24 protein-coding genes and 2 pseudogenes are annotated in these 20,725 nt (G+C 68.9%); 16 read left to right on the plus strand and 10 right to left on the minus strand.

Annotated elements, in window-relative coordinates; translation table 11 throughout:
- Nucleotides 1-38: 38 nt before the first annotated feature.
- From AC3EO4_RS18735 to AC3EO4_RS18750, 4 genes are all read left to right on the plus strand, one after another.
- On the plus strand, nucleotides 39-473 hold the full coding sequence (locus AC3EO4_RS18735) for a PPOX class F420-dependent oxidoreductase (protein ID WP_431896829.1): 435 nt from the start codon (nucleotides 39-41) through the stop codon (nucleotides 471-473).
- Between the two features lie 25 nt (nucleotides 474-498).
- Entirely contained in the window at nucleotides 499-1,500 is a 1,002-nt protein-coding gene (locus AC3EO4_RS18740; protein WP_379572434.1) for an aldo/keto reductase, read from the plus strand.
- Nucleotides 1,501-1,762: 262 nt separating this feature from the next.
- Complete coding sequence (locus tag AC3EO4_RS18745) at nucleotides 1,763-1,903, plus strand: hypothetical protein (RefSeq protein ID WP_379572435.1); 141 nt, start codon at nucleotides 1,763-1,765, stop codon at nucleotides 1,901-1,903.
- A gap of 144 nt (nucleotides 1,904-2,047) precedes the next feature.
- Nucleotides 2,048-2,272, plus strand: coding sequence for a hypothetical protein (locus AC3EO4_RS18750; protein ID WP_379572436.1), 225 nt, complete (start codon nucleotides 2,048-2,050; stop codon nucleotides 2,270-2,272).
- 78 nt (nucleotides 2,273-2,350) lie between these two features.
- Here AC3EO4_RS18750 and AC3EO4_RS18755 read toward each other — a convergent pair whose 3' ends face one another.
- On the minus strand, nucleotides 2,351-2,911 hold the full coding sequence (locus AC3EO4_RS18755; protein WP_379572437.1) for an RICIN domain-containing protein: 561 nt from the start codon (nucleotides 2,909-2,911) through the stop codon (nucleotides 2,351-2,353).
- A 282-nt stretch (nucleotides 2,912-3,193) separates the two neighbouring features.
- Between AC3EO4_RS18755 and AC3EO4_RS18760 the strand changes: the two genes are divergently transcribed.
- Entirely contained in the window at nucleotides 3,194-4,330 is a 1,137-nt protein-coding gene (locus tag AC3EO4_RS18760; protein ID WP_379572438.1) for a lipase family protein, read from the plus strand.
- Between the two features lie 446 nt (nucleotides 4,331-4,776).
- Here the strand turns inward: AC3EO4_RS18760 and AC3EO4_RS18765 are convergent, their stop codons facing one another.
- Both AC3EO4_RS18765 and AC3EO4_RS18770 read right to left on the minus strand, forming a co-directional pair.
- Nucleotides 4,777-5,331, minus strand: coding sequence for a hypothetical protein (locus AC3EO4_RS18765; protein WP_431896832.1), 555 nt, complete (start codon nucleotides 5,329-5,331; stop codon nucleotides 4,777-4,779).
- A gap of 48 nt (nucleotides 5,332-5,379) precedes the next feature.
- A complete protein-coding gene (locus tag AC3EO4_RS18770; RefSeq protein ID WP_431896834.1) occupies nucleotides 5,380-5,988 on the minus strand; it encodes a hypothetical protein in 609 nt (202 codons plus the stop codon).
- Nucleotides 5,989-6,415: 427 nt separating this feature from the next.
- Between AC3EO4_RS18770 and AC3EO4_RS18775 the strand changes: the two are divergent.
- Both AC3EO4_RS18775 and AC3EO4_RS18780 read left to right on the plus strand, forming a co-directional pair.
- Nucleotides 6,416-6,595, plus strand: a pseudogene (locus AC3EO4_RS18775) (HEAT repeat domain-containing protein); the annotation flags it as partial.
- Nucleotides 6,596-6,856: 261 nt separating this feature from the next.
- Nucleotides 6,857-8,035 (plus strand): hypothetical protein, encoded by a 1,179-nt coding sequence (locus AC3EO4_RS18780; protein ID WP_379572561.1) that lies wholly within the window; start codon nucleotides 6,857-6,859, stop codon nucleotides 8,033-8,035.
- Nucleotides 8,036-8,048: 13 nt separating this feature from the next.
- Here the strand turns inward: AC3EO4_RS18780 and AC3EO4_RS18785 are convergent.
- Nucleotides 8,049-8,273: pseudogene (locus AC3EO4_RS18785) on the minus strand (hypothetical protein); the annotation flags it as partial.
- Nucleotides 8,274-8,873: 600 nt separating this feature from the next.
- The gene (locus AC3EO4_RS18790) at nucleotides 8,874-9,437 is read right to left on the minus strand and encodes a GNAT family N-acetyltransferase (RefSeq protein ID WP_431896837.1); all 564 of its coding nucleotides are present in this window, start codon (nucleotides 9,435-9,437) and stop codon (nucleotides 8,874-8,876) included.
- A 66-nt stretch (nucleotides 9,438-9,503) separates the two neighbouring features.
- Here AC3EO4_RS18790 and AC3EO4_RS18795 point away from each other — a divergent pair, with 66 nt between their 5' ends.
- Nucleotides 9,504-10,520: an aminotransferase class V-fold PLP-dependent enzyme gene (locus AC3EO4_RS18795; protein ID WP_379572443.1), complete on the plus strand. Its 1,017-nt coding sequence runs from the start codon at nucleotides 9,504-9,506 to the stop codon at nucleotides 10,518-10,520.
- Nucleotides 10,517-10,834, plus strand: a complete 318-nt coding sequence (locus AC3EO4_RS18800; RefSeq protein WP_431896839.1) for a DUF952 domain-containing protein — start codon at nucleotides 10,517-10,519, stop codon at nucleotides 10,832-10,834. Before AC3EO4_RS18795 ends, AC3EO4_RS18800 begins: the two co-directional genes overlap by 4 nt.
- Here the strand turns inward: AC3EO4_RS18800 and AC3EO4_RS18805 are convergent.
- The 3 genes from AC3EO4_RS18805 to AC3EO4_RS18815 are packed head-to-tail and all read right to left on the minus strand — an operon-like array spanning nucleotide 10,813 to nucleotide 13,243.
- A complete protein-coding gene (locus AC3EO4_RS18805; protein WP_379572445.1) occupies nucleotides 10,813-11,616 on the minus strand; it encodes an ABC transporter permease in 804 nt (267 codons plus the stop codon). The two genes, AC3EO4_RS18800 and AC3EO4_RS18805, sit on opposite strands and share 22 nt — an antisense overlap.
- Before the next feature lie 2 nt (nucleotides 11,617-11,618).
- Nucleotides 11,619-12,377 carry an ABC transporter permease gene (locus tag AC3EO4_RS18810; protein ID WP_379572446.1) on the minus strand — a complete coding sequence of 253 codons (759 nt, stop codon included), beginning with the start codon at nucleotides 12,375-12,377 and terminating at the stop codon, nucleotides 11,619-11,621.
- Complete coding sequence (locus tag AC3EO4_RS18815; protein WP_431896841.1) at nucleotides 12,377-13,243, minus strand: ABC transporter ATP-binding protein; 867 nt, start codon at nucleotides 13,241-13,243, stop codon at nucleotides 12,377-12,379. The genes AC3EO4_RS18810 and AC3EO4_RS18815 overlap by 1 nt, the downstream gene beginning before the upstream one ends.
- Nucleotides 13,244-13,362: 119 nt before the next feature.
- Between AC3EO4_RS18815 and AC3EO4_RS18820 the strand changes: the two genes are divergently transcribed.
- Nucleotides 13,363-13,749, plus strand: a complete 387-nt coding sequence (locus AC3EO4_RS18820; RefSeq protein ID WP_379572448.1) for a nuclear transport factor 2 family protein — start codon at nucleotides 13,363-13,365, stop codon at nucleotides 13,747-13,749.
- Between the two features lie 214 nt (nucleotides 13,750-13,963).
- Here AC3EO4_RS18820 and AC3EO4_RS18825 read toward each other — a convergent pair whose 3' ends face one another.
- Complete coding sequence (locus AC3EO4_RS18825; protein ID WP_431896842.1) at nucleotides 13,964-14,107, minus strand: hypothetical protein; 144 nt, start codon at nucleotides 14,105-14,107, stop codon at nucleotides 13,964-13,966.
- Nucleotides 14,108-14,364: 257 nt separating this feature from the next.
- On the opposite strand from AC3EO4_RS18825, the gene AC3EO4_RS18830 reads away from it, so the two are divergent.
- From AC3EO4_RS18830 to AC3EO4_RS18845, 4 genes are all read left to right on the plus strand, one after another.
- Nucleotides 14,365-14,820 carry a ribosomal protein L7/L12 gene (locus tag AC3EO4_RS18830; protein WP_431896843.1) on the plus strand — a complete coding sequence of 152 codons (456 nt, stop codon included), beginning with the start codon at nucleotides 14,365-14,367 and terminating at the stop codon, nucleotides 14,818-14,820.
- A gap of 31 nt (nucleotides 14,821-14,851) precedes the next feature.
- Complete coding sequence (locus AC3EO4_RS18835; protein ID WP_379572451.1) at nucleotides 14,852-15,097, plus strand: hypothetical protein; 246 nt, start codon at nucleotides 14,852-14,854, stop codon at nucleotides 15,095-15,097.
- A gap of 364 nt (nucleotides 15,098-15,461) precedes the next feature.
- Complete coding sequence (locus AC3EO4_RS18840; RefSeq protein WP_431896846.1) at nucleotides 15,462-17,135, plus strand: enoyl-CoA hydratase-related protein; 1,674 nt, start codon at nucleotides 15,462-15,464, stop codon at nucleotides 17,133-17,135.
- Between the two features lie 31 nt (nucleotides 17,136-17,166).
- Complete coding sequence (locus AC3EO4_RS18845) at nucleotides 17,167-18,696, plus strand: helix-turn-helix domain-containing protein (RefSeq protein WP_379572453.1); 1,530 nt, start codon at nucleotides 17,167-17,169, stop codon at nucleotides 18,694-18,696.
- A 143-nt stretch (nucleotides 18,697-18,839) separates the two neighbouring features.
- On the opposite strand, the gene AC3EO4_RS18850 is transcribed toward AC3EO4_RS18845, so the two are convergent.
- The gene (locus AC3EO4_RS18850; RefSeq protein ID WP_431896847.1) at nucleotides 18,840-19,010 is read right to left on the minus strand and encodes a hypothetical protein; all 171 of its coding nucleotides are present in this window, start codon (nucleotides 19,008-19,010) and stop codon (nucleotides 18,840-18,842) included.
- Between the two features lie 100 nt (nucleotides 19,011-19,110).
- Here AC3EO4_RS18850 and AC3EO4_RS18855 point away from each other — a divergent pair, with 100 nt between their 5' ends.
- Entirely contained in the window at nucleotides 19,111-19,566 is a 456-nt protein-coding gene (locus AC3EO4_RS18855) for a hypothetical protein (protein WP_431896849.1), read from the plus strand.
- Nucleotides 19,567-19,578: 12 nt separating this feature from the next.
- On the plus strand, nucleotides 19,579-20,619 hold the full coding sequence (locus AC3EO4_RS18860; RefSeq protein ID WP_379572456.1) for a tyrosine-type recombinase/integrase: 1,041 nt from the start codon (nucleotides 19,579-19,581) through the stop codon (nucleotides 20,617-20,619).
- Nucleotides 20,620-20,725: the final 106 nt, after the last annotated feature.

Raw genomic sequence — 20,725 nt, forward strand, 5'->3', positions numbered from 1 at the left:
CTTCCTCCACCGGCCCCCAGCCGGGCAGGCTCGGATCCATGAGCGCATTCACCGACGACGAAGTGGCGTACCTGACCAGCCAGCCGCTGGGCCGCCTGGCCACGGTCGGCCCGGACGGCAGGCCTTCGGTCAGGCCGGTGGGGGTCATCTACGACCCCGCCTCCGGCGGCCTCGTGATCGGCGGGGTCACCGGTTCGGACATGGCGGGCAGCAAGAAGTTCCGCGACGCGCGAAGCCACCCCGACGTGGCGTTCGTCGTCGACGACCTGGCGGCCGTCGACCCGTGGACGCCGCGCGGCATCGAGATCCGCGGCCACGCCGAGACGCACACCGAAGGCGGCGAGCAGGTGGGGGAGCGCCTGGACGCGCCGTTCCCCTTCGAGCCTGCCTGGATCCTGATCCGCCCGCGCCGCATCCTGACGTGGGGGATCGGCACAGGCGCCTTCGAACTGACCGCCCGCGCGGTCGCCTGACAACGGCAAGAGAGGAACCCCCAACGTGCGTTACCACCTGCTGGGCAGAACCGGCCTGCGCGTCTCGGAGCTCTTCTTCGGAGCGATGACCTTCTACGAACGCGGCGGGGCCGTGCCGGAGCACCGCGCCATGCTGGAGGCCTACGCCGACGCCGGAGGCAACGTCATCGACACCGCCTCCGCCTACGGCCAGAGCGAGGACATCGTCGGCGAACTCCTCACCGGACGACGCGACCGCTTCGTCCTCGCCACCAAGTACACGCTCTCACGCGACCAGGGCGACCCGAACGCCGCGGGCAACCACCGCAAGAACCTCGTCCTGTCCCTGGAGCGGAGCCTGCGCCGGCTGCGCACCGACTACATCGACCTCTACTGGGTGCACATCTGGGACCGCCACACCCCCGTCGAGGAGACGATGCGGGCACTCGACGACGCCGTACGCGCGGGCAAGATCCTCTACGTGGGCATCTCCGACGCCCCGGCGTGGCTGGTCAGCCGGGCCAACACCCTGGCGGAGTGGCGAGGCTGGACACCGTTCGCGGGCTTGCAGGTGCCGTACAACCTGCTCAGAAGGGACGTCGAGCGCGAGCTGCTGCCGATGGCCGAGGCGTACGGCATGAGCGTGGCCGCCTGGGGGCCGCTGGCCGGAGGCGTCCTGTCGGGCAAGTTCACCTCCACCGGCCACAACGCCCCGCCCGGCGGCACCCGCGTCGACCCCGGCACACTGACCCCGCGCGACCACGACGTGGCGCGCGCCGTCCAGGAGGTAGCCCTCGATCTCGGCGCGACCCCCGCGCAGGTAGCGATCGCCTGGACCCGCGCCAGGTCCGCCGCCGTGCATCCGATCGTCGGCGCCAGAGACCTCAAGCAGCTCACCGACAACCTCGGCGCGGTCGACGTGGTCCTGCCCGAGGAGGCGGTCCGCCGGCTGGAGTCGGCGTCGACGTTCGAACTCGGCTTTCCCGGCGACTTCATCGCCGAGTGCGAGGCCGACCCCTGGGCGTTCGGGACGGGAACCGTCTCCTGAGGCGGACTCCTCAGCCGATCAACCGGCGTCGACGTCGCCCTTCACGCGCAGCCGCTCTCCCGGCAGCCGGCCACGGCGCCCTGGACGTGCACAGTCGGGTCGCCTCCTCCAGTCCTGAGGGCGCGAAGCGTGTGAACGGGTAAGGGGATGCGCGCAGCCGCCAGTCTCGGTTCCCGGGTGACGATCAGGGCGCCTCGGATCTGCTCGCAGATCATCTAGAACGTGGCTTCAGCAGACCACACCGCTCGATATCGTCCACCAGGTGTCCGGGCCCACCGCAGTGCGGCTGGAGGCGGCCCGGTTCGCCGCTACCGGCACCGCTGGGACGGCCATAGCGCACGGCAACGGCAGCGGCTACACCACCCTCGCCTACGAACAGATCATGCAGTGGGCGGGGCTCTGACCGCTTCGGGCATCGTCAGCGACAGCGAGGCCGTACCCTGCGGCCCTATCTGCAGGTGAGAGATCCGGGAGCACCTCGGCCTTCCTGCGCGCGACGGGCCCGCGGATCGAGCGGGCGACCCGCATCACCGACGCAAGCGGCAGGGTGACCTTCACCTGGTCAGGCGGCTTCACAGGCCCGCCAGTGGTGGCGGTCGGCCTCGAGGCGAGCGCCGGCTTCCGCTCCCATCGCATCGCTGCCAACTCCGCGACGTCCACCACGGTTCACGTCCTGGCCGCCTCGGGGGTGACGCTTCCTGGCACAGGCGTTCTGGCGGCCGGCCAGGACGCCGCCGGCGTCACCGTGCATGCGGTGGCAGTCGGCGCCTGATCGTTCATCGTGGCGGCGCGGCTCCTCCGCTCCCTTCAGGACCCGGAAGAGCCGCTCCCCACTGTGCGTGCGAATCCGCTAGTAGTAGTAGACCAGCCGCCACTTCTGGCTGGCGCTGTTGTAGTTGTCCCACAGCTGCATCGGGGTGCCGTTGCTGCCGATGTTCTGCCACACCGGATCGAGCACCCGGCCTCCTGCTGCCGAGATGGCGCCTGTCGGGTTGCCGTTCGGTCCGACGTACCAGAGCTGGTTGAGGTTGTTGAACTGGTGGTAGCAATCCCAGGCGACGACCCATGTGCCGTTACCGCCGTTCCACACGGCATCCACGCACTTACCGTCCCAGGCGTTGACCAGCAGGAACCGGTCGTAGCGCGGGTCCTTGCGCAGATACCACTGCTGGTTCCACTGGCCACGGCCGTAGCAGTCCCACAGCTGCAGACGCGTGCCGTTGGGGGCGGGCTGGCCGCCTGGTTGCGCGGGAGAGTCCAGACATCGGTCGTTGTAGACGTTCCGGATCTGGAAGGGGCCGACGCTGCCGGGAGGCGGAGCGACCGGGCCGGCCGAGCGGACGGAGGCCTGTGCAGGAACGGGAACAGCCACACAGGACAGCAAGAGCACCATCAGGAGAGCGCGCTTCAAGGGGTTTGCCTCCTCTCATCGGGGGGTTTCCTGACGAGCATCGGCCTGGCCACGCTCGCCCGCATGAGTAAGGCCTACTCAGACGAACCGACTCTCCTCCGCCATCGGGCAACAAATCATGCCTTGTGGACATGCCGCGCGGGCCAGGCTCCCAGACGGTCCTGGACCGGGAGGGCAACATCGGCGAACTGCCTTGACATGGGCCTTGACAGCAGGTTACTGGCGGGTAACCATCAGGTTCCCGCCACGTGACAGCGTGGTCATCCCCCAGAGGACGGTGCCATGAGAGTGTCCGTGCTCCTCTCGCTGCTCATCCCGCTCATCCTCCTCCCCACGCCCGCCAAGGCCGCCTCGGTGACCGCAGGAGACGTCATCTCCGCGCAACCGACCACGGTCTACCTGCTGCCGGGCAAGCTGCTCGAAGTGCCTGTCAACGCCTGGCACCTGCTCTACCGCTCCACCTCGGCGACCGGCTCACTGAACGCCGTCTCCGGGACCCTGCTCGTGCCCAAGGCGAGCTACCCCTTAGGCAGGCGGCCCATCATCGGGTACGCCGTGGGCACCCACGGGCTCGGCGACCAGTGCGCCCCGTCCGTCAGCATGAGGGAGGGCCGCGAGGCCGAGCTCGCGCTCGTCAGCCTCTTCCTGCTCAAGGGCTTCGCGGTGGCCATCACCGACTACGAAGGCCTCGGGACGCCGAGCCAGCACACCTACATGGCCGGCATCTCGCAGGGGCAGGCGGTACTCGACTCCGTCAGAGCCGCCACCAGGCTGCCCGCGTCGGGACTGTCGCCCAGCGCGCCGATCGGCATCATGGGCTACTCCCAGGGCGGCGCCTCCGCCGCGTGGGCGGCACAACTTCAGCCGACGTATGCGCCCGAGCTGCGGCTGCGCGGCGTCGCCGCCGGCGGGGTACCCGCCGACCTCAAGGCGGTGGCCGAGCACCTCGACGGCACCGCGAACTTCGGCCTGGGCGCGGCGGCCGGCGTCGGCTTAGACGCGGCCTACGACGAGCTCGACCTGTTCAACGACCTCAACGACCGCGGCAAGGCGCTGATGGCCGACGCCGCCGACGACTGCGTGGGCGACCTCGGCAAGCTCGCCGGGCTGAGCTTCGCCGACCTGTCGCCGATCGACCTGCTCAACCAGCCCAAGTGGGTGGCGCGGCTGACCGAGAACCGGCTCGGCGCGCGTTTGCCGCAGGTGCCCATGTTCCTGTACCACGCGCGGGGGGACGAGACGATCCCGCACGCCGTGGGCGCCACGCTTCGCTCCGAGTACTGCGCCGGCGGCGTGAACACCCGCTGGGCCTCCCTGTCAGCCGGCAGTCACGTGCTGGGGGCGGTGGAGGGTGGGCCGCTGGCCATCGAATGGCTGGCGCTCCGCATCTACGGCCTCCCGGCGTTCGGCAACTGCTGACATCTCCGACGGCGGCGGGCGCTCTTCCCTCTCCGCGCCTGCCGCCTCACCCACCGGCCTTACCCCTCCGGGCTGAACCTTGGACGATGGCTGCTATGCGTGGATCGAGCAGAGCCCCATGCTTGCCCCGCAAGCCAGGTTTGCTGCTGGGGCCTGGCGAAGAACCGTGCACAGAGCCGGTGCTGCCGCGGGCGGCGTACGGACCGGGCTGGTACCAGCTCGACCCGGACGGCGGGGCGGTGTGGGTCGGGTCGACGCCGTGGCTCTCATGGTGAAAGCCGAACGCCCCAGAACTCTTAGTTCTGGGGCGCTTTGTTTATCGGCGACCAATCACGGTAGCCGAGCGTCTTCGGATCGGGCTGCCGCCGGCCGGTCCGAGGAATGTCACCCCCACATGGTCGCGTGAGAATCGAGGGGTCGAGGACTGCCACGACCTGGCCCGCCGCTCACTTCCTGAAATAGGCGCGCGCCGACGGCAGCACGAGCAGGACGATGACGACCAGCGAGACGACAGGCGTGACGATCAAGCGTGCGTCGGACACCGCGAGCAACCAGGCGGGGTAGACGCGATCGCTCACGTCGAGGATCGCCTGCGCGTCCACGCCTTCGCCCAGGATGGACTGCAGGTACTGCGTCTGCGACATCTGGCTGGTGAGGATGAAGACGTCCAGGGCCAGGAAGAGCGGCTGGAAGATCAGGGTCAGGATCCGGCCCGCACGTCTGCCTGCCAGGTTCAGCCAGGCCAGGACCACGGCGATCAGGGCGCTGGTGCCGGGCAGCACCAGCGCGTAGCCGCCCTCGTCGAAGTGGAGGTTGTCCTCGGCCAGCAGGGAGGGGGACAGGCCCTGCCTGACGAGTTCGGCCTCGGCCGCGGCCTGGACGTCGGCACCGTAGACGAGACCGGCGACGGGGGCGATCAGGAAAGCCAGGGCGAACAGCAACTGCAGGACGCCCGCGACGGTGACGGTGCGGGGGCGGGGCCGGATGTCGGTGAAGTTCATGCCGGAGACCCTCTCGTCCGCCGCGGACACGGCGCTGTCGCGGCGCTGTCACGGCGCCGGCGGCCATGACAGCGACCGAGCACGGGCGCCCTCTGCGCGGCCGTTCGACCCGATCCCCGTACGGCCGGCGCACGCGCGTTCGTCCGCGCACCTCCGCCCGCGCACCTCCGCCCGGCACAATCGGTCATGTGCGGACCGCGATGTGGGGGCCACTGGAGATCCGGGCCGGCCGATCGCACGGTCGCGGGCCAGTGGCCGCCGTTCTACGGCACGTAGGTACCGCTTCTGCTGGCGTGCGTCCAGGGCGCGGGGCGCGAGCTTGGGGGCGTCATCGCGACGCACCACGGCGGGGCCGAGCCCGAGCTGGGCGAAGAAGTGGTCCAGCGCGGTCAGATGGGCGTTCACGGTGTTCGACGCCCGGCCGAGGACGGACTTCATGTGGGTCTTGTAGTCGCGGACGGCGAAGTCACGGTCGTGGCTGTCGGTGAGCGGGTCGCCGTCCAGGCCGCTGGCGTCCAGCCAGGCGAGGAAGGTCCGGACGCGGGAGTCGTAGGCGCGTCGGGTGTCGCCGTCCAGCGGGGCCCGTTCGAGGGCCGTGGCGTAGGCGGCCTGGACCGTGGTGAACGTCTCCGGTACCGCTTGGTGCTGCCGCCCCACTGCCAGCCAGCAAGTCGCATTACTCCGGAACAAGAACCGGGCACCCACGCATACGCCGTGCTTCTGCTCAGCAGAGCAAGGCCACGCCACACCGCAACTTCGCGATCAGGCCAGGCGATATCGTCGTCATGTGATCTTTGAGGGCGTCGACGACATCCGGTGGGGCGAGCTCACCTACGCTTACTGGGGCCGCTGCGATGTTCCCGCCCTCCTGCGGTCCCTCCTCACCCGCGATGAGGCGTTCGAGGCAGCCGACGAGCTCCTCAACGAGCTTCACCACCAGGGCGGTTTCGTCTGCACAGCCGCGCCGGCGATTCTGCCGTTCCTCGTGGAGGTCGCCGGGTCGCCTCGCGTCCCGTGCCGCCCGGAGGTGCTGGAGATCATCGCACGCCTCGCGGGGACGGCTGCGGTGGCCGCCGCCCGCTTCGTGGCCGCCGACTGGCCTCGGGCCTGGGCACGGGCGCGCCCAGGCTTGCTCGCCCTGCTCGGTGATCAGGACCCTGCCGTCCGGACGGGCGCGATCTGGGCTCTTGGCAATGACACCCAAGACCCTGACGAGGTTGCCCAGGCGCTCGTCTCTGGGTGGCCCGACCCCGATGCCTCCGTCCGAACCGACGCGCTGCTCGCCCTCGGCAGTCTCGTAAAGCGTCTTTCGGCGGCCGTCCTGCCCGAAGTCCTCATATTCCTCCGCGACCAGGAAAACGGCGCCGACGCGCACCACGGGACATACGCAACCCTTGCTCTGGCCAGGGCGCTCCCTGGCCGCCCGGTCCCCACCGCCCAGATCATCGCCGGACTCATCGCTGAACCCGTCCCGCTTCCACACAGCAACCTCGCCTCGCGGGACCCCGACCACACGACCGCAAACGTGCTGCGCAACCTCGACCGGCGCAGCACCGAATCGGTCTGTGTCGCCCTGCTCGCCCGCCCCGAACAGCGCCTGCGCGTCGCGGCCGTCAGCGCCGCATGCGAAGCGCTCGTCCACACGCGCGCGCCCGGCCTGCTCGCCGCGCTGCGGGGTTGCGTGGATACCTTGGAAGATCCGGCTCCCGCCCTGGGAGTCCTCGCCGCGCACGCCCGTCGCGAGGCCGCTCACGACGCCGACCTCATGGCCGCCCACCTGGACGGGCCCACGGCGAACATCGCCATATGGGGTCTGGCCTGGTCTGGCGACGACCGTGCTGTCCCCGGACTCCTCGGCCAGCTCGCCCAACGGAAGACCGCCTTCACGCTCCACGGACAGCGCGCCGGGAAGCTCAGCTTCTGGCCAGGCGCGCCCTCGCTCGCTGAGCTGCTGACGCCCTGCGCGCCCTGGGTGGGCTCCTTGATCCCCGCGGTCTCCCTGCATCTGCGGCCGGACTCCGCCGACGACCTCCGGCGGTCCCTGCTGGAGATCCTCGCGGCGTGGGCCGCTACGCGGGCCGACGGGGTCGCGCGGGTCGTCCCCGAGCTGACCGCGCTCCTCGACCGCGACGAGTGGGGCCGGTCCGCCGGAGTAGTCGGCGCGATCGGCCCCCAAGCAGCGCAAGCCGCCCCCAAACTGGAACGGCTACTCGGTACGGGCGAGCGGCGGGCGCTCATCGAGATCGCATGGGCGCACTTCCAGGTAACCGGAGATCCCGAGCCCGCCCTGCGGATCCTCGGCCCCCGCCTCGGCGAGGACCACCACGTCTCCCGCCGCCTCGGCGACCTCGGCTCCCACGCCACTGCCCACGTTCCGACGCTGCGCCTCCTGGCCAAGGCCCGCGACCGCTGGACGGCCCACGAGGCCGCCCACGCCCTCATCAAGATCACCGGCGATCCGGGCGAGGGCGCCCACATCCTGATTCGCCCCATCGCCGAACTACTCGAAGGCCGCCCGCTCCCCGTCGCGTCGGCCGCTGCCCGAGCCCTCGCAGGCATCGACGGTCTACCAGAAGGCCATCTCGCCATCATGAGGGACGTCCTGGCCGACGACCGCCGCCACAGCTACTGGGGCGGCGTCGCCGCGATCAGCGAGGACCTGGAGCTGAGAGCCCTGCTCGCAGAGCGGATTTCACGCACCTGAACCGCCTGGCGATTCATATCGCCGGAAGATCAGACAGTTCCAGGCGTCGGTCGGTACGCAGCTGTATCTCCCCGTACGGCGTCATGTTCGTGTGGAACAGCGGGGTGAGACCGCGCCGGTTGACGTCGGTGAGGACGTCCGCCCACTCTGGCAGCGCCAGGGTGTCCTGAATCATCAGGGCGTTGATCATCCCGAGGCAGGACTGGAGGATGTGCAGGCACAGCATCCCGAGCTCTTGCACGAGTCTTACCGACACCCCGCTTCCCTCCTAGTGCCCCGCCATCGGTGACCACGGCCACGCCACCAGCCCCCGGTGTCAGGTCACAGGGCGCGCGGGATGAGCACGGGGCATGCGCCGTGGATGTCAGGATCTCGGTGGTACGAAACGAGCGCGCAAGGCCCCCAGAACTCCCGGAGTACCCTCGCGCCGCAGACCGGACCACCCCTTCTCGGCTCGCAGCCCGGACCACCGCTCCCCGCAGGCCTCGGGGGAGCGACACGTCCGGGACGTGGAAGCCTTCGTCGTCCGGGCCGGCGCTCGCAGGGGGAGTAGCCCACATCCGTCCCGAACCGCGCCACCCGGACACCGTCAACGCCGTCGCACCGAGCCCCTCAACCGAGCCACTCGGTCGAGCTCGCCACACCCCTGGCACAGCCGCCCACCTCCAGCTCGCGGTTGGCCCGGCCGGCCATGTCGACGGAGCGGGTGAACACCCCGGCCCGCTCACCAGAACCCTTGGAGAACTCGCCACACCCCTGAGACCCCGCCACCGAGACCCGCCGCCGAACTCACGCCCGCGCAGCCCCCACCCAGCGGCCGGCACCCCGACCCGCCCCGCTAACGCGACAACGCGGCCCACTCAGAGCCGAGCATCGCGTACACGACCTCATCGCTCCACTCACCCTTGACGAACTCGTTCTCCACCAGGTGAGCCTCACGGCGCATCCCCAGCTTCTCCAGCACCCGAGCCGAAGCCGTGTTCCGGCCGTCCAGCCGCCCCACGATGCGATGCAGCCCCAACTCCTCGAACCCCAGCCGCAGCATCTCCCTGCCGGCCTCCGCCGCATACCCCTTGCCGAAGAAGTCAGGATGCAACACGTAACCGATCTCACCCTGCTCATGCTGACGACTGGTCCAGTTCAGCAGCACCTGCCCGATCACCCGCCCCGACTCCCGCAACGTCACAGCCAGATCGAGCACATCGCCCTCCTCCTGCAACGCCACCCGCGCCACCCGCTTGTCCAGCATCTGACGCGACCCCTCAAGATCACGCGGCTCCCAGTACAGGAACCGAGCCACCTCAGGCAAACACTCCCACGCATGAATGGCCTGCAGATCATCGAAGGTGAACGGACGCAACGACAGCCGATCGGTCACGACCGGAAAGGAAGGCTTGAGCATCCCCGCAGTGTAGGAACCCCCACCCACGAAAGCGACGCATTTTCCCGCCTGCCTAAGCTGACCGGCATGCACCTCGACGCCGCCCGCAAACTCTGGCAACCCACCCCGGGCTGGCTCAACACCGCCAGCTACGGCCTGCCACCCACCCCCGCCTACGACCAGCTCCACACCGCACTCACCCAATGGCGCCACGGCAGCACCGACTGGCAACCCTGGGACGACCAGGTCACCCGCTCACGCGCCGCCTTCGCCACCCTCATCGGCGCACCCACCGAAGACATCACCGTCAGCTCCACCGCCTCCCAGATCATCTCCCAGATCGCCACCGCCCTCCCGCCAGACGCCCGCATCCTGATACCCGACATCGAATTCACCAGCAACGTCTACCCGTGGGCCGTAGCCGCCCACGTCGACACCGCCCCACCAGACCGGCTGGCCGACGCCATCACCCCCCGCACCACCGCCGTCGCCTTCAGCCTCGTCCAGTCCGCCACCGGACAACTCGCCCCCCTCGACGACATCATCCAAGCCGCCCACGCCCACGACACCCTCGTCATCGCCGACGCCAGCCAAGCCTGCGGCTGGCTACCCGTCACCACCCACGGCCTCGACGCCCTGGCCTGCGCCGCCTACAAATGGCTGATGTGCCCCCGCGGCGCCGCCTTCGGCTACCTTTCACCCCGCCTCCGCGAACGCATGACACCCACCGCCGCCAACTGGTACTCCGGCACCAGCATGTACGGCATGCCGCTCACCCACCACCCCGACGCCCGCGCCTTCGACCTGTCGCCCGCCTGGTTCTCCTACGTCGGCGCCGCACCCACCCTCGACCTGCTCAACCAGCTCGACACCGACGACATCCGCCGACACAACCTCGCCATGGCCAACCGCTTCCGCACCGGCCTTGGCCAACCACCAGGAGACAGCGCCATCGTCTCCCTCGACACCACCCACCCCGACACCCCGCAACGACTCCAACGAGCAGGCGTCCGCATGGCCGTACGCGCCGGCAGACTGCGCGCCAGCTTCCACCTCTACACCACCGAACTCGACGTCGACCTCGCCCTGGAGGCCCTCACATGAGCGTCCTGCACATCGCCTACGCCACCGACTGGCACCACGCCCAGCACACCGGCGAATACCGCATCTCCACCCGCGGCCGCACCCTCGAACAAGAAGGCTTCATCCACCTCAGCACCGACCGCCGCCAAGCCCAAGCCGTCACCGACCGCTTCTACGCCGACGTCACCGAACCCCTGCTCCTGCTCGAGATCGACGCCACCGGCCTCGACATCCGCTACGAAACACCCCCGGGCAGCGACGAGACCTTCCCCCACCTCTACGGCCCGCTCCCGACCAGCTCAGTGACCTCCGTTCACGAACACAACACCCGCTGAATCCGCCGCGACGCCACCCACAACCCCAAAGCCGCCAACGCCACCAGATACAACGCGTGCCCCGCCGACGCCCACTCCACCCGACCCAACGCCAGCCCCCGCACCAACTCCACCGCGTGATACAGCGGCGTCACCTGCACCACCGCCGCCAACACCGGCGGATAACCCCCCACCGGCGCGAACGTCCCCGAAAACAGGAACAACGAGAACTGCGCCGCCGTCATCAGATCGAAATCCTGCCATCCCCGCAAGAACGTCGACATCGCCATCCCCGCCGCCCCGAACGCCACCCCCACCAGCATCGTCGCCGGAAAAGCAGCCAACGCCCACCACGGCTCGGCCAACCCCATCACAGCCATCACCAGCAGGAACGCCGCCGTATAGAACGAGCTGCGCACCATCGCCCACGTCAGCTCACCCAGCGCCACCTCGATCGGCCGCACCGGCGTCGCCAAAATCGCCTCGAACGTCTTGGCGTACTTCATCTTGAAGAAGAAGTTGAACGTCGTCTCCGCCAACGCACCGTTCATCGCCGAAGCCGCCAACATCGCCGGAGCCACGAACACCGCATAGGACACCACCCGCCCGTCACCCAGTGGAATCCGCCCCACCAACGCACCCACGCCGACCCCGATCGACAACAGGTACAGCAGCGGCTCGAAAAACCCCGACACCAGCACCAGCCAGTACGAAGCCCCGCTCCGCAACGCCCCCACATTGCGGCCCACCACCGCACCCACCCGGCCCGCCGACACCCGCCGAGCCACCGCCAACGTCACCATGATCAGTCCTGAAGTCGCTTACGGAAGGCATACGCGGCCCAGCACAGCCCCGCCACCCCGAACACCAGCAGATAACCCACATGCACCCACACCGGCCACGGGGGAGCGACCCCCAACGTCGCCGCCCTGCACAACTCCACCCCATGCCACAACGGAGACGCATACGCCAACGGCCGCACCACCGCAGGCAACTGCTCCACCGGAAAGAACACCCCGGCGAACAACGTCGAAGGAATCATCACGAACCGAAACAGCAACGCGAAGTAACTGTCATGGTCGATCGACGCCGAGAACGCCGACACAGGAGCCGCCACCGCCACCGCCAGCACCGCGACCACCGGCAACGTCACCACCGACCACACCGACGACAAAGCCCCGAACCCGGCCACCACCGCCAGGAACACCACCGCCGCCACCATCACCCTGAACACGATGTAGAGCATCCAGCCCCGCACCATGTCCCACGCCGACACCCGCGTCGCGAACATCGCGTGCGCGCCCCGCGTCCACTTGAACTCACTCAGCACGCTGTAGGTGCACTCACCCACCGCCATCTGGAACGCCGTCGAGGCGAGCACCCCCGGCACGATCCACTCCACGTACGGCACGCCCCCCACCGTGCCCACATAACCCCCGACCCCCAGCCCGATACTCGCCAGGAACAGCAACGGCAGCAGGAACGTCGAAAACAACGACGCCCGCCACAACCGCTTGTACAACGTCAGATGCCGCTCCAGCACCGCCACCGTCGGATGCGCCATCAGTCCACCAACGTCCGGCCGGTCAGGTGCAGGAACACATCCTCCAGCGACGAGCGCCGCACCAGCACACTCGACGGCGCCAACTCCCTGCGATGCACCTCCGACACCGCCTCATCGCCGTCCTTCGCATACACCAGGATCCGATCAGGCAACACATCCACCCGATCACCCACCCCCGACAACCGCTCCACGAACCCCTCCAACGCCTCGGCCCCGAACCGCAACTCCACCACCTCGGCAGAGGAATACGTCTCGATCAGCGACCGCGGCGACCCCTCGGCCACGATCCGCCCGCCGTCCATCACCACCAGCCGATCACACAACTGCTCGGCCTCGTCCATGTAGTGCGTCGTCAACACCAACGTCACCCCACGCTGCTTCAGCCGGAACAACCGCTCCCACAGCAGATGCCGCGCCTGCGGGTCCAACCCCGTCGTCGGCTCGTCCAGCAACACCAGATCAGGCTCGTTCACCATCGCCCGCGCGATCGTCAACCGCCGCTTCATCCCACCCGACAGCGGCTCCACCTTGCTCGAGGCCTTCTCCGTCAACTGCGCGAACTCGAGCATCTCCTCGGCCCGCTCCCGCGCCTGCGACCGCGACAACCCGAAATACCGGGCATAGGTCGTCAGGTTCTCCCGCACCGTCAGATCAGGATCCAGATTGTCCAGCTGCGGGCACACACCCAGCCTCGCCCTGATCGCCGGCCCCTCCCGCACCGGGTCCATCCCCAAGATCCGCAACTCGCCCGCCGACGGCATCGACACACACGAGATCATCCGCATCGTCGACGACTTACCCGCCCCGTTGGGACCCAGGAAACCGAACGCCTCGCCAGGCGCCACCTCCAGATCGATGCCGTCCACCGCGGTGAACTCACCGAACCGCTTGACCAGCCCGCGCGCGTAGATGAGAGGTTGAAGAGCCACGAGCCGGAACACTAACCAACCGCACCGACAAAACCGCAAGCGATTAAATCAGCACCATGGACACCCGCACCGCCGCCCAACGCTTCGCCGACACCTGGCAGCACGGCTGGACCCACCACGACCTCGACGCCCTGGCCACCCTCTACGCCGACCACGCCGTCCACACCAGCATGCCCTTCCGCCCACCCCACCATGGCAAGGCCGCCATCCTCGACTACATCCGCTGGTCCTTCGACGGCGAGACGCCCATCACCGTCACCTTCCAGCGGCCCCTCGTCGACGGCGACCGCGCCGCCATCGAGTTCCGCGTCCACGCCCTCGACGGCCACCAGCCCACGATCCTCGCAGGATGCGTCTTCGCCCGGTTCGACCCCGACGGCCTCGCCGTCGAAACCCGCGACTACTGGCACACCGAACCGGGGGAGAGCGATCACACACAGTGACCAACCGTGACAGACCAAGCGCCCCGCCGTCCGGCCGGACGGAACCGGCCACCAGGCCAACGGGGGAGAGGAGCCCCGGCATGCGCAGCCGGAAGGGCCGTCGCGGGGGAGGCGGGGCGGATTCAGGCGCGTGGCCACACCCTCACACACGACAGGGCCCGCGGCGCACCGTCCGCAGGCCCACAACGATCACGGGGGAGCAGCCCCCGAACTCCTACGAGCTCAACACCCGGACACCGGGCGGCTGCGGCATCGCCACCGGCGCCTGCCGTACCACCTCGACCGGCTGCTGCTGGTGCTGCTGCTGCCGCAGCGCGACCCGCTCGACGCACCCGCCCTCGCAGTAACCGTTGGTCACGATCAGCCGGCCACGGGCCGTCGTATACGCCTCACGGCCGCTAGCGGGAAGAACCCCCTGGCACACCTGGCACAAGACCCCGTCGTTCCCCACGTGTGCTCCCTTATCCGACGTACGGACTCCCTACACTATGCGACCCCATCATTCAGGGGCGCTCTTTCCACGATTCGTCAAAGGTTCCGTCAGGAGAGGGTTCCATCACCTCTACTTGACATAATGTTCATTATCGAGCAAACGGCTGGGGATACGATCACGGCATGCCGAACATCGGACCGGCCGAACTCCTCATCGTCCTCGCGGTCATCGCCGTCGTCGCGCTCCTGGTGACCCTCGTCGTCACCGCCGCCGTCCGCGCCGCCCGCCGACCCGCCACGACGCCGCCACCCAACCGGCCGGTCGCGCCGCACGACCTCGAAGCCGCCCTGCGCGACCTGGTCGCCGGCGGCCGCCAGATCCACGCCATCAAGCTCCTGCGCCAGCACACGGGACTCGGCCTCAAGCAGGCCAAAGACGTCGTCGACGCCATCGCCGCAGGCCACAGCCACCCCATGCTCCAAAGCCTGCAGCGCCCACCCGCCGGCGCCCGCCCCGACCTCGCCACCCGCGTCCGCGAACTGAAGGCGGCCGGCCGCGCCGAGCAGGCCGTCCACCTGGTGATCGGCGAGACGGGCATGGGCCAGGGTGAAGCCGAGTCCTTCGTCCAGACCCTGTGATCGATGCGGGTGATCCGGTTACGATCGGGTCATGCCGACGAGCCTGGGTTCCCTCGTCCTGCTGACCGTGCTCGTGACCGCCGTGATCCTGTTCCTGATCTTCCTGGCCGTACGGTTGACGCGGCGGCCGCGCAACCGCCTCATCCCCGCACTGGACGTCACCGATCAGGCTCGCGAGCTGAAGGCGACGGGCCAGTTCCAGGAGGCGGTCTTCCTGGTGCGCGGCGAGACGGGCATGAGTCATCGCGCCGCCACCCGATTCGTACGAAAGCTGTGAATCGACGCTAAACCGGACAGAAGGTGAATTCTGTTTGGTTTAAGAATCCGGGGCGAGGCGGACGGGCGCCGTGCGCGCGCGGGCGCCCCGCCTGTCGCCGTGACGCAGCACACACGACACCACGTCTCCCCTGATCGGCGATCGCCGGAACGTGCCGTGTGCGGCCCCGCCGGCGAGCCTCTCCCCCGATGTCATCGATCTTGCCTTCTCTTCCTTTCTGGGCTTAATCTCCCCTTTTGTCCCTTATGCCCGAATTTCAATGTCGGGAAAATCGGGAATTTGCGCGTTTCTGTCACTCGGGTTTGCTCAGGCGTGTCAGCATCACTTTCTTAGTCGAAGGTTCAGCTCTGAAGGATGCTCCAAAGTGCGGATTCTGCTTCTTGTCTCGGCGTTCAACGGCCTGACCCAGCGTGCGTGGATCGAGTTGCGCGAGGCGGGTCATGAAGTGACCGTGGAGCTCGCGATCTCCGAGGAGGTCATGCTCGAGGCCGTGTCGCTGGCCAAACCCGACCTGATCGTCTGCCCCTTCCTGAAGGACAGGGTGCCCGAGCGGCTGTGGCGCGAGCATAGGGTGATCATCATCCACCCCGGTCCGCGCGGCGACAGGGGTCCGTCCTCGCTGGACTGGGCGATCCTGGAAGGCGAGCGGCGCTGGGGCGTGACGGCGTTGCAGGCGGTCGAGGAGATGGACGCGGGCCCGATCTGGGGGTGGCGGGAGTTCGCGCTGCCCGAGGATCCCGCGCGCAAGAGCAGCCTGTACAACGGTCCGGTGGCGGACGCGGCGACCGAGCTGGTGCTGGAGGTCGTGCGCAAGGCCGAGGACCCGTCGTTCGTGCCGATGCCGCTGGATTACGGGCGGCCGGAGGTGTGGGGGCAGTTGCGTCCGGCGATGCGTCGCGCGGATCGGGAGTTCTCGTGGGCGGAGTCGTCGGATCGGGTGGTGCGGCGGATTCGGGCCGCTGACGGGTCGCCGGGGGCAGCGGCGGTGTTGTGCGGGATGGATGTGCGGGTGTTCGACGCGCGGGTGGGGCCTGTGCTGATGGGTCAGCCTGGTGCGGTGGCGGCTCGTCGTGGTGGGGCGGTGCTGGTGCACACCGGTGACGGGACGGTGTGGGTGGGCCAGTTGCGGCGTGAGGACCGTGGTGGGGTGAAGCTGCCTGCGGTGTCGGTGCTGCGGCGGCGACTGGGGCGGGCTCCGTCGTCGCAGCCGGGGTTTTCGGAGATCACCTACCAGCGGGCCGGTCGGGTGGGGGTGGTGAGTTTCGACTTCTACAACGGGGCGATGGCGACCAATCAGTGCCGGCGGTTGGTGGAGGCGCTGCAGTACGCGGTGGCGCAGGACACGCGGGTGTTGGTGGTGCGTGGGGGTGAGGTGTTCTCCAATGGGATCCACCTGAATGTGATCGAGGCGGCGCGCCATCCGGAGATGGAGGCGTGGATGAACATCAACGCCATCAACGGGGTGTGCCGGGAGATCATTTCGTGTACGGGGCAGTTGGTGGTGACGTCGATGGCGGGCAGTGCCGGTGCCGGCGGGGTGATGATGGGGCTGGGCGCCGACCGGGTGTTGGTGCGTGAGGGGCGGGTGTTGAACCCGCACTATCGGACGATGGGGTTGTTCGGTTCGGAGTATTGGACGTATGTGCTGCCCGCGCGGGTGGGTGCGGAGACGGCGCAGTCGCTGACGCAGGAGGCGTTGCCGGTGGGGGCGGCTCAGGCGGTGTCGATGGGGTTGGCCGATCGGGTGTTGAAGGGGTCTCGGGAGGAGTTCGAGCAGGAGGTCCTGGAGTTCGCCGAGCGGTTGGCGGAGCGTGATGACTACGCGGAGCTGGTGCGGGTCAAGCGGGAGCGCCGGGAGGAGGATGAGCGGCGTAAGCCGTTGGACGCCTATCGGATCGAGGAGTTGGCGGAGATGAGCCGGGACATGTTCGATGATCGGCGGGGGTTCTCGGCGGCGCGGCGGGATTTCGTGGGTAAGGCGAAGGCGTTGGTGACGCCGGAGAATGTGGCGTGGCATCGGGGTGTGTCCGGTCTCTAAGGAATCTCATATGTGAGATATGTTGCCTGTTGTGGCAGATGACTATCTTGTGCGGATCGGCAAGCTGATCAGGGACGCGCGGCAGCACCGGGGTTGGACGCAGCTGCAGCTCGCGGAGGCGCTGGCGACGAGCCAGAGCGCGGTCAACCGCATCGAGAAGGGCAATCAGAACATCAGTCTTGAGATGATCGCCCGCATCGGTGAGGCGCTGGACAGCGAGATCGTTTCGCTCGGTTACGCCGGTCCGATGCACCTGCGGGTGGTGGGCGGCCGGCGGCTGTCGGGCAGCATCGAGGTCAAGACGAGCAAGAACGCGTGCGTGGCGTTGCTGTGCGCGTCGCTGCTGAATTCGGGGCGGACGATCCTGCGGAAGGTGGCGCGGATCGAGGAGGTCTACCGGATTCTGGAGGTGCTGGCCTCGATCGGGGTGCGGGCGCGGTGGATCAACGGCGGCGGCGATCTGGAGATCGTGCCGCCGGCCGAGCTGGATCTGGCGTCGATGGACACCGAGGCGGCGCGCCGTACCAGGAGCGTGATCATGTTCCTGGGGCCGTTGATGCATCGCACGGACCAGTTCGAGATCCCGTACGCGGGCGGCTGCGATCTGGGCACGCGCACGGTGCAGCCGCACATGAGCGCCCTGCGGCACTTCGGGCTCGAGGTGGCGGCGACGGGCGGGATGTACCACGCCAAGGTGGACGCGTCGGTCTCCCCCACCAGGCCGATCGTGCTGACCGAGCGGGGCGACACGGTGACGGAGAACGCGCTGCTGGCCGCGGCCCGCCATGACGGGGTGTCGGTGATCCGTAACGCCTCCTCCAACTACATGGTGCAGGACCTGTGCTTCTTCCTGGAGGAGCTGGGTGTGAAGGTGGAGGGCATCGGCACGACGACGTTGACGGTGCACGGGGTGCCACAGATCGAGACGGATGTGGACTACTCCCCCTCCGAGGATCCGGTGGAGGCGATGAGCCTGCTGGCTGCGGCGGTGGTGACGTCGTCGGAGCTGACGATCTGCAGGGTGCCGATCGAGTTCCTGGAGATCGAGCTGGCGGTTCTGGAGGAGATGGGCCTGGACCATGACCGGTCGGCGGAGTACCGGGCGGCCAACGGCCGTACGCGGCTGGTGGATCTGACGGTGCGGCCGTCGAAGCTGGTCTCCCCCACCGACAAGATCCACCCGATGCCGTTTCCCGGGTTGAACATCGACAATGTGCCGTTCTTCGCGGCGATCGCGGCGACGGCTCAGGGCTCGACGCTCATTCATGACTGGGTCTACGACAATCGGGCGATCTATCTGACGGAGCTGACGCGGCTGGGGGCGTCGGTGAAGCTGCTGGATCCGCATCGGGTGCTGGTGGAGGGGCCGACGCGGTGGCGGTCGGCGGAGATGATGTGCCCTCCGGCGTTGCGGCCTGCGGTGGTGGTGCTGCTGGCGATGATGGCGGCCGAGGGCACCTCGGTGCTGCGCAACGTCTATGTCATCAACCGGGGGTATGAGGATCTGGCGGACCGGTTGACGGCGCTGGGCGCGCGGATCGAGATCTTCCGCGACATCTAGGGTGCCTGCTCGATGAGGTCGGCGGCGCGCTGGGTACCGCCGTCGGCCTGGAGCTGGCGCTGGATGGTGTGCAGGCGCTCGGCGACGGCGGGATCGGAGCTGAGGTCGAGCAGCGCGGTGCGCAGGATGTCGAGCTGGGGTACTCAGTGGTGGATCTCGGCGCCTGCGGGCAGGTGCCCCAGTGTTGACGGCTCGACGTGCGCGCCGATCTGCAGGACGAGGTGCCGGCCGGGCAGGTCGCCGAAGGCTTTGAGGCATGCGCGGCAGAAGGCGGGCTGGTTGGTGAAGGCCGAGCCGAGCGAGACCAGGATCATCTTGTCGGTGCCTGGGGGCGCTGCCAGGTGCCTTGGCCGGGTGCGGGAGCCGATGCGGGGGCCGACGAAGGTGTAGCGGGCCCCGGTCGACGCGTACGGCGTGGGGTTGCAGGGCGCGCGGGATGAACAGGCAGGCCTCGGGGCGGCCGACGAAGTCGGCGTGCGGGGTGTGGATGCCTTCGTCGTCGAGCAACCGCTGGGCGCGGCGGAAGTGGTCGGCGCCTTCGGGGGTGGCGGCGAGCCGGTCGAGCGTCGGCGCCATGTCCTGTTCGTAGCCCTTGCATGCCACGTACGTGGGCGACAGCTGGATGGCGGGGATGCGCCACTGGGTGGCCAGGACGCGGGCGGGTGCGGCGGCGATGTCGTGGAGGAACAGGTCGGGCCGGTCGTGGTCGTCGGCGCGGCGGAGCTGGGGGGTCATGGCCTGGTTGTCGAGCAGGAACAGCTCGAGCTGGTCGATGGTGTCCTCGGGCCAGCCGTCGGGGCTGTCGTGGGCGGCAGGGTGGAGGTGTTTTTGTCGGTGGCGCTCGATACGGTCTTGCCGCGGATCTTCTAGGCGAGGAGGGGCATGCGGCCTGCGGAGCTCAACAGGCTGACGGTGGCGCAGGCGGCTGACCGCTATGTGGAGCTGGTGCGCGCCAAGACGCTGACGGGGGCGTTGTCGGCCTCGACGGCGGAGGTGTACGCGCGTGACGCCGCGACGCTGGTGGCCTTGGCCGGTGAGGGCACGGTGCTGGACGATCTGACGGGCGAGGATGTGGATGCCATCCTGCTGGCGTTCGCGCGCAAGCCCGACGGGCGGCGGGCGACGGCGGGCGGGGGGTTGCAGAGCGCCTCGTCGCAGGCGCGCTTTCGGCGTTCGATCTCGGCGCTGTTCAAGCACGCGGCGCTGGCGGGGTGGGTGCAGATCAATCCGATGGCGATGGCGACGGTGACGGCCAAGGAGCGGGGCGGGTTGCGGCCTGAGCGGCGGGCGTTGACGCGTGAGCAGGCGCAGGGGCTGATCGGGGCGGCGCAGGCCCTCAGGCCTGAGCGGTCCGAGCCGGTGGCCGAGGGGCGGCGCAGGCCGCGCAGCGATCAGCGGACGGAGTTGCGTGATGCGTTGATCGTGCTGTTGCTGTCGACGATGGGGCCGCGGGTCTCGGAGCTGGTGCGGGCCAACGTGGAGGACTTCTACACCAACGACGGGGTGCGCTACTGGCGGATCTTCGGCAAGGGCGGCAAGACGCGGGATGTGCCGTTGCCCGGTCTGGTGGCCGAGGCGTTGCAGGCGTACCTGGACGGGGGTCGTCCCGAGACGGCCGACAAGGCGTTGCTGCTGTCGTGGCGGGGCCGGCGGCTGGCGCGCGGCGATGTGCAGGCGGTGATCGACAGGGTGCAGCGGGAGGTGGATCCGTCGCAGCGGCGTTCGGTGACGCCGCACGGGCTGCGGCACACGACCGCCACGCATCTGCTGGCCGACGCGGTCGACATGGACGCGGTGCGCAGGGTGCTGGGTCACAGTGATCTGGCGACGCTGGGGCGCTACCGCGACGAGTTGCCTGGTGAACTGGAGGTGGCGATGCGCGCCCATCCGTTGCTGAAGCCGCCGCCGGAGCAGCGCGGGTGAGCCTCGTGCCGAGAGCTGTGCCGAGAGCTGTGCTCGGTGCTGTGCTCGGTGCTGTGCCTGGCGTCGCGTTCGGTGCTGTGCCGGGGGTGCTGTTCGGGGCGGTGTC

Source organism: Nonomuraea sp. bgisy101 (assembly GCF_057708945.1).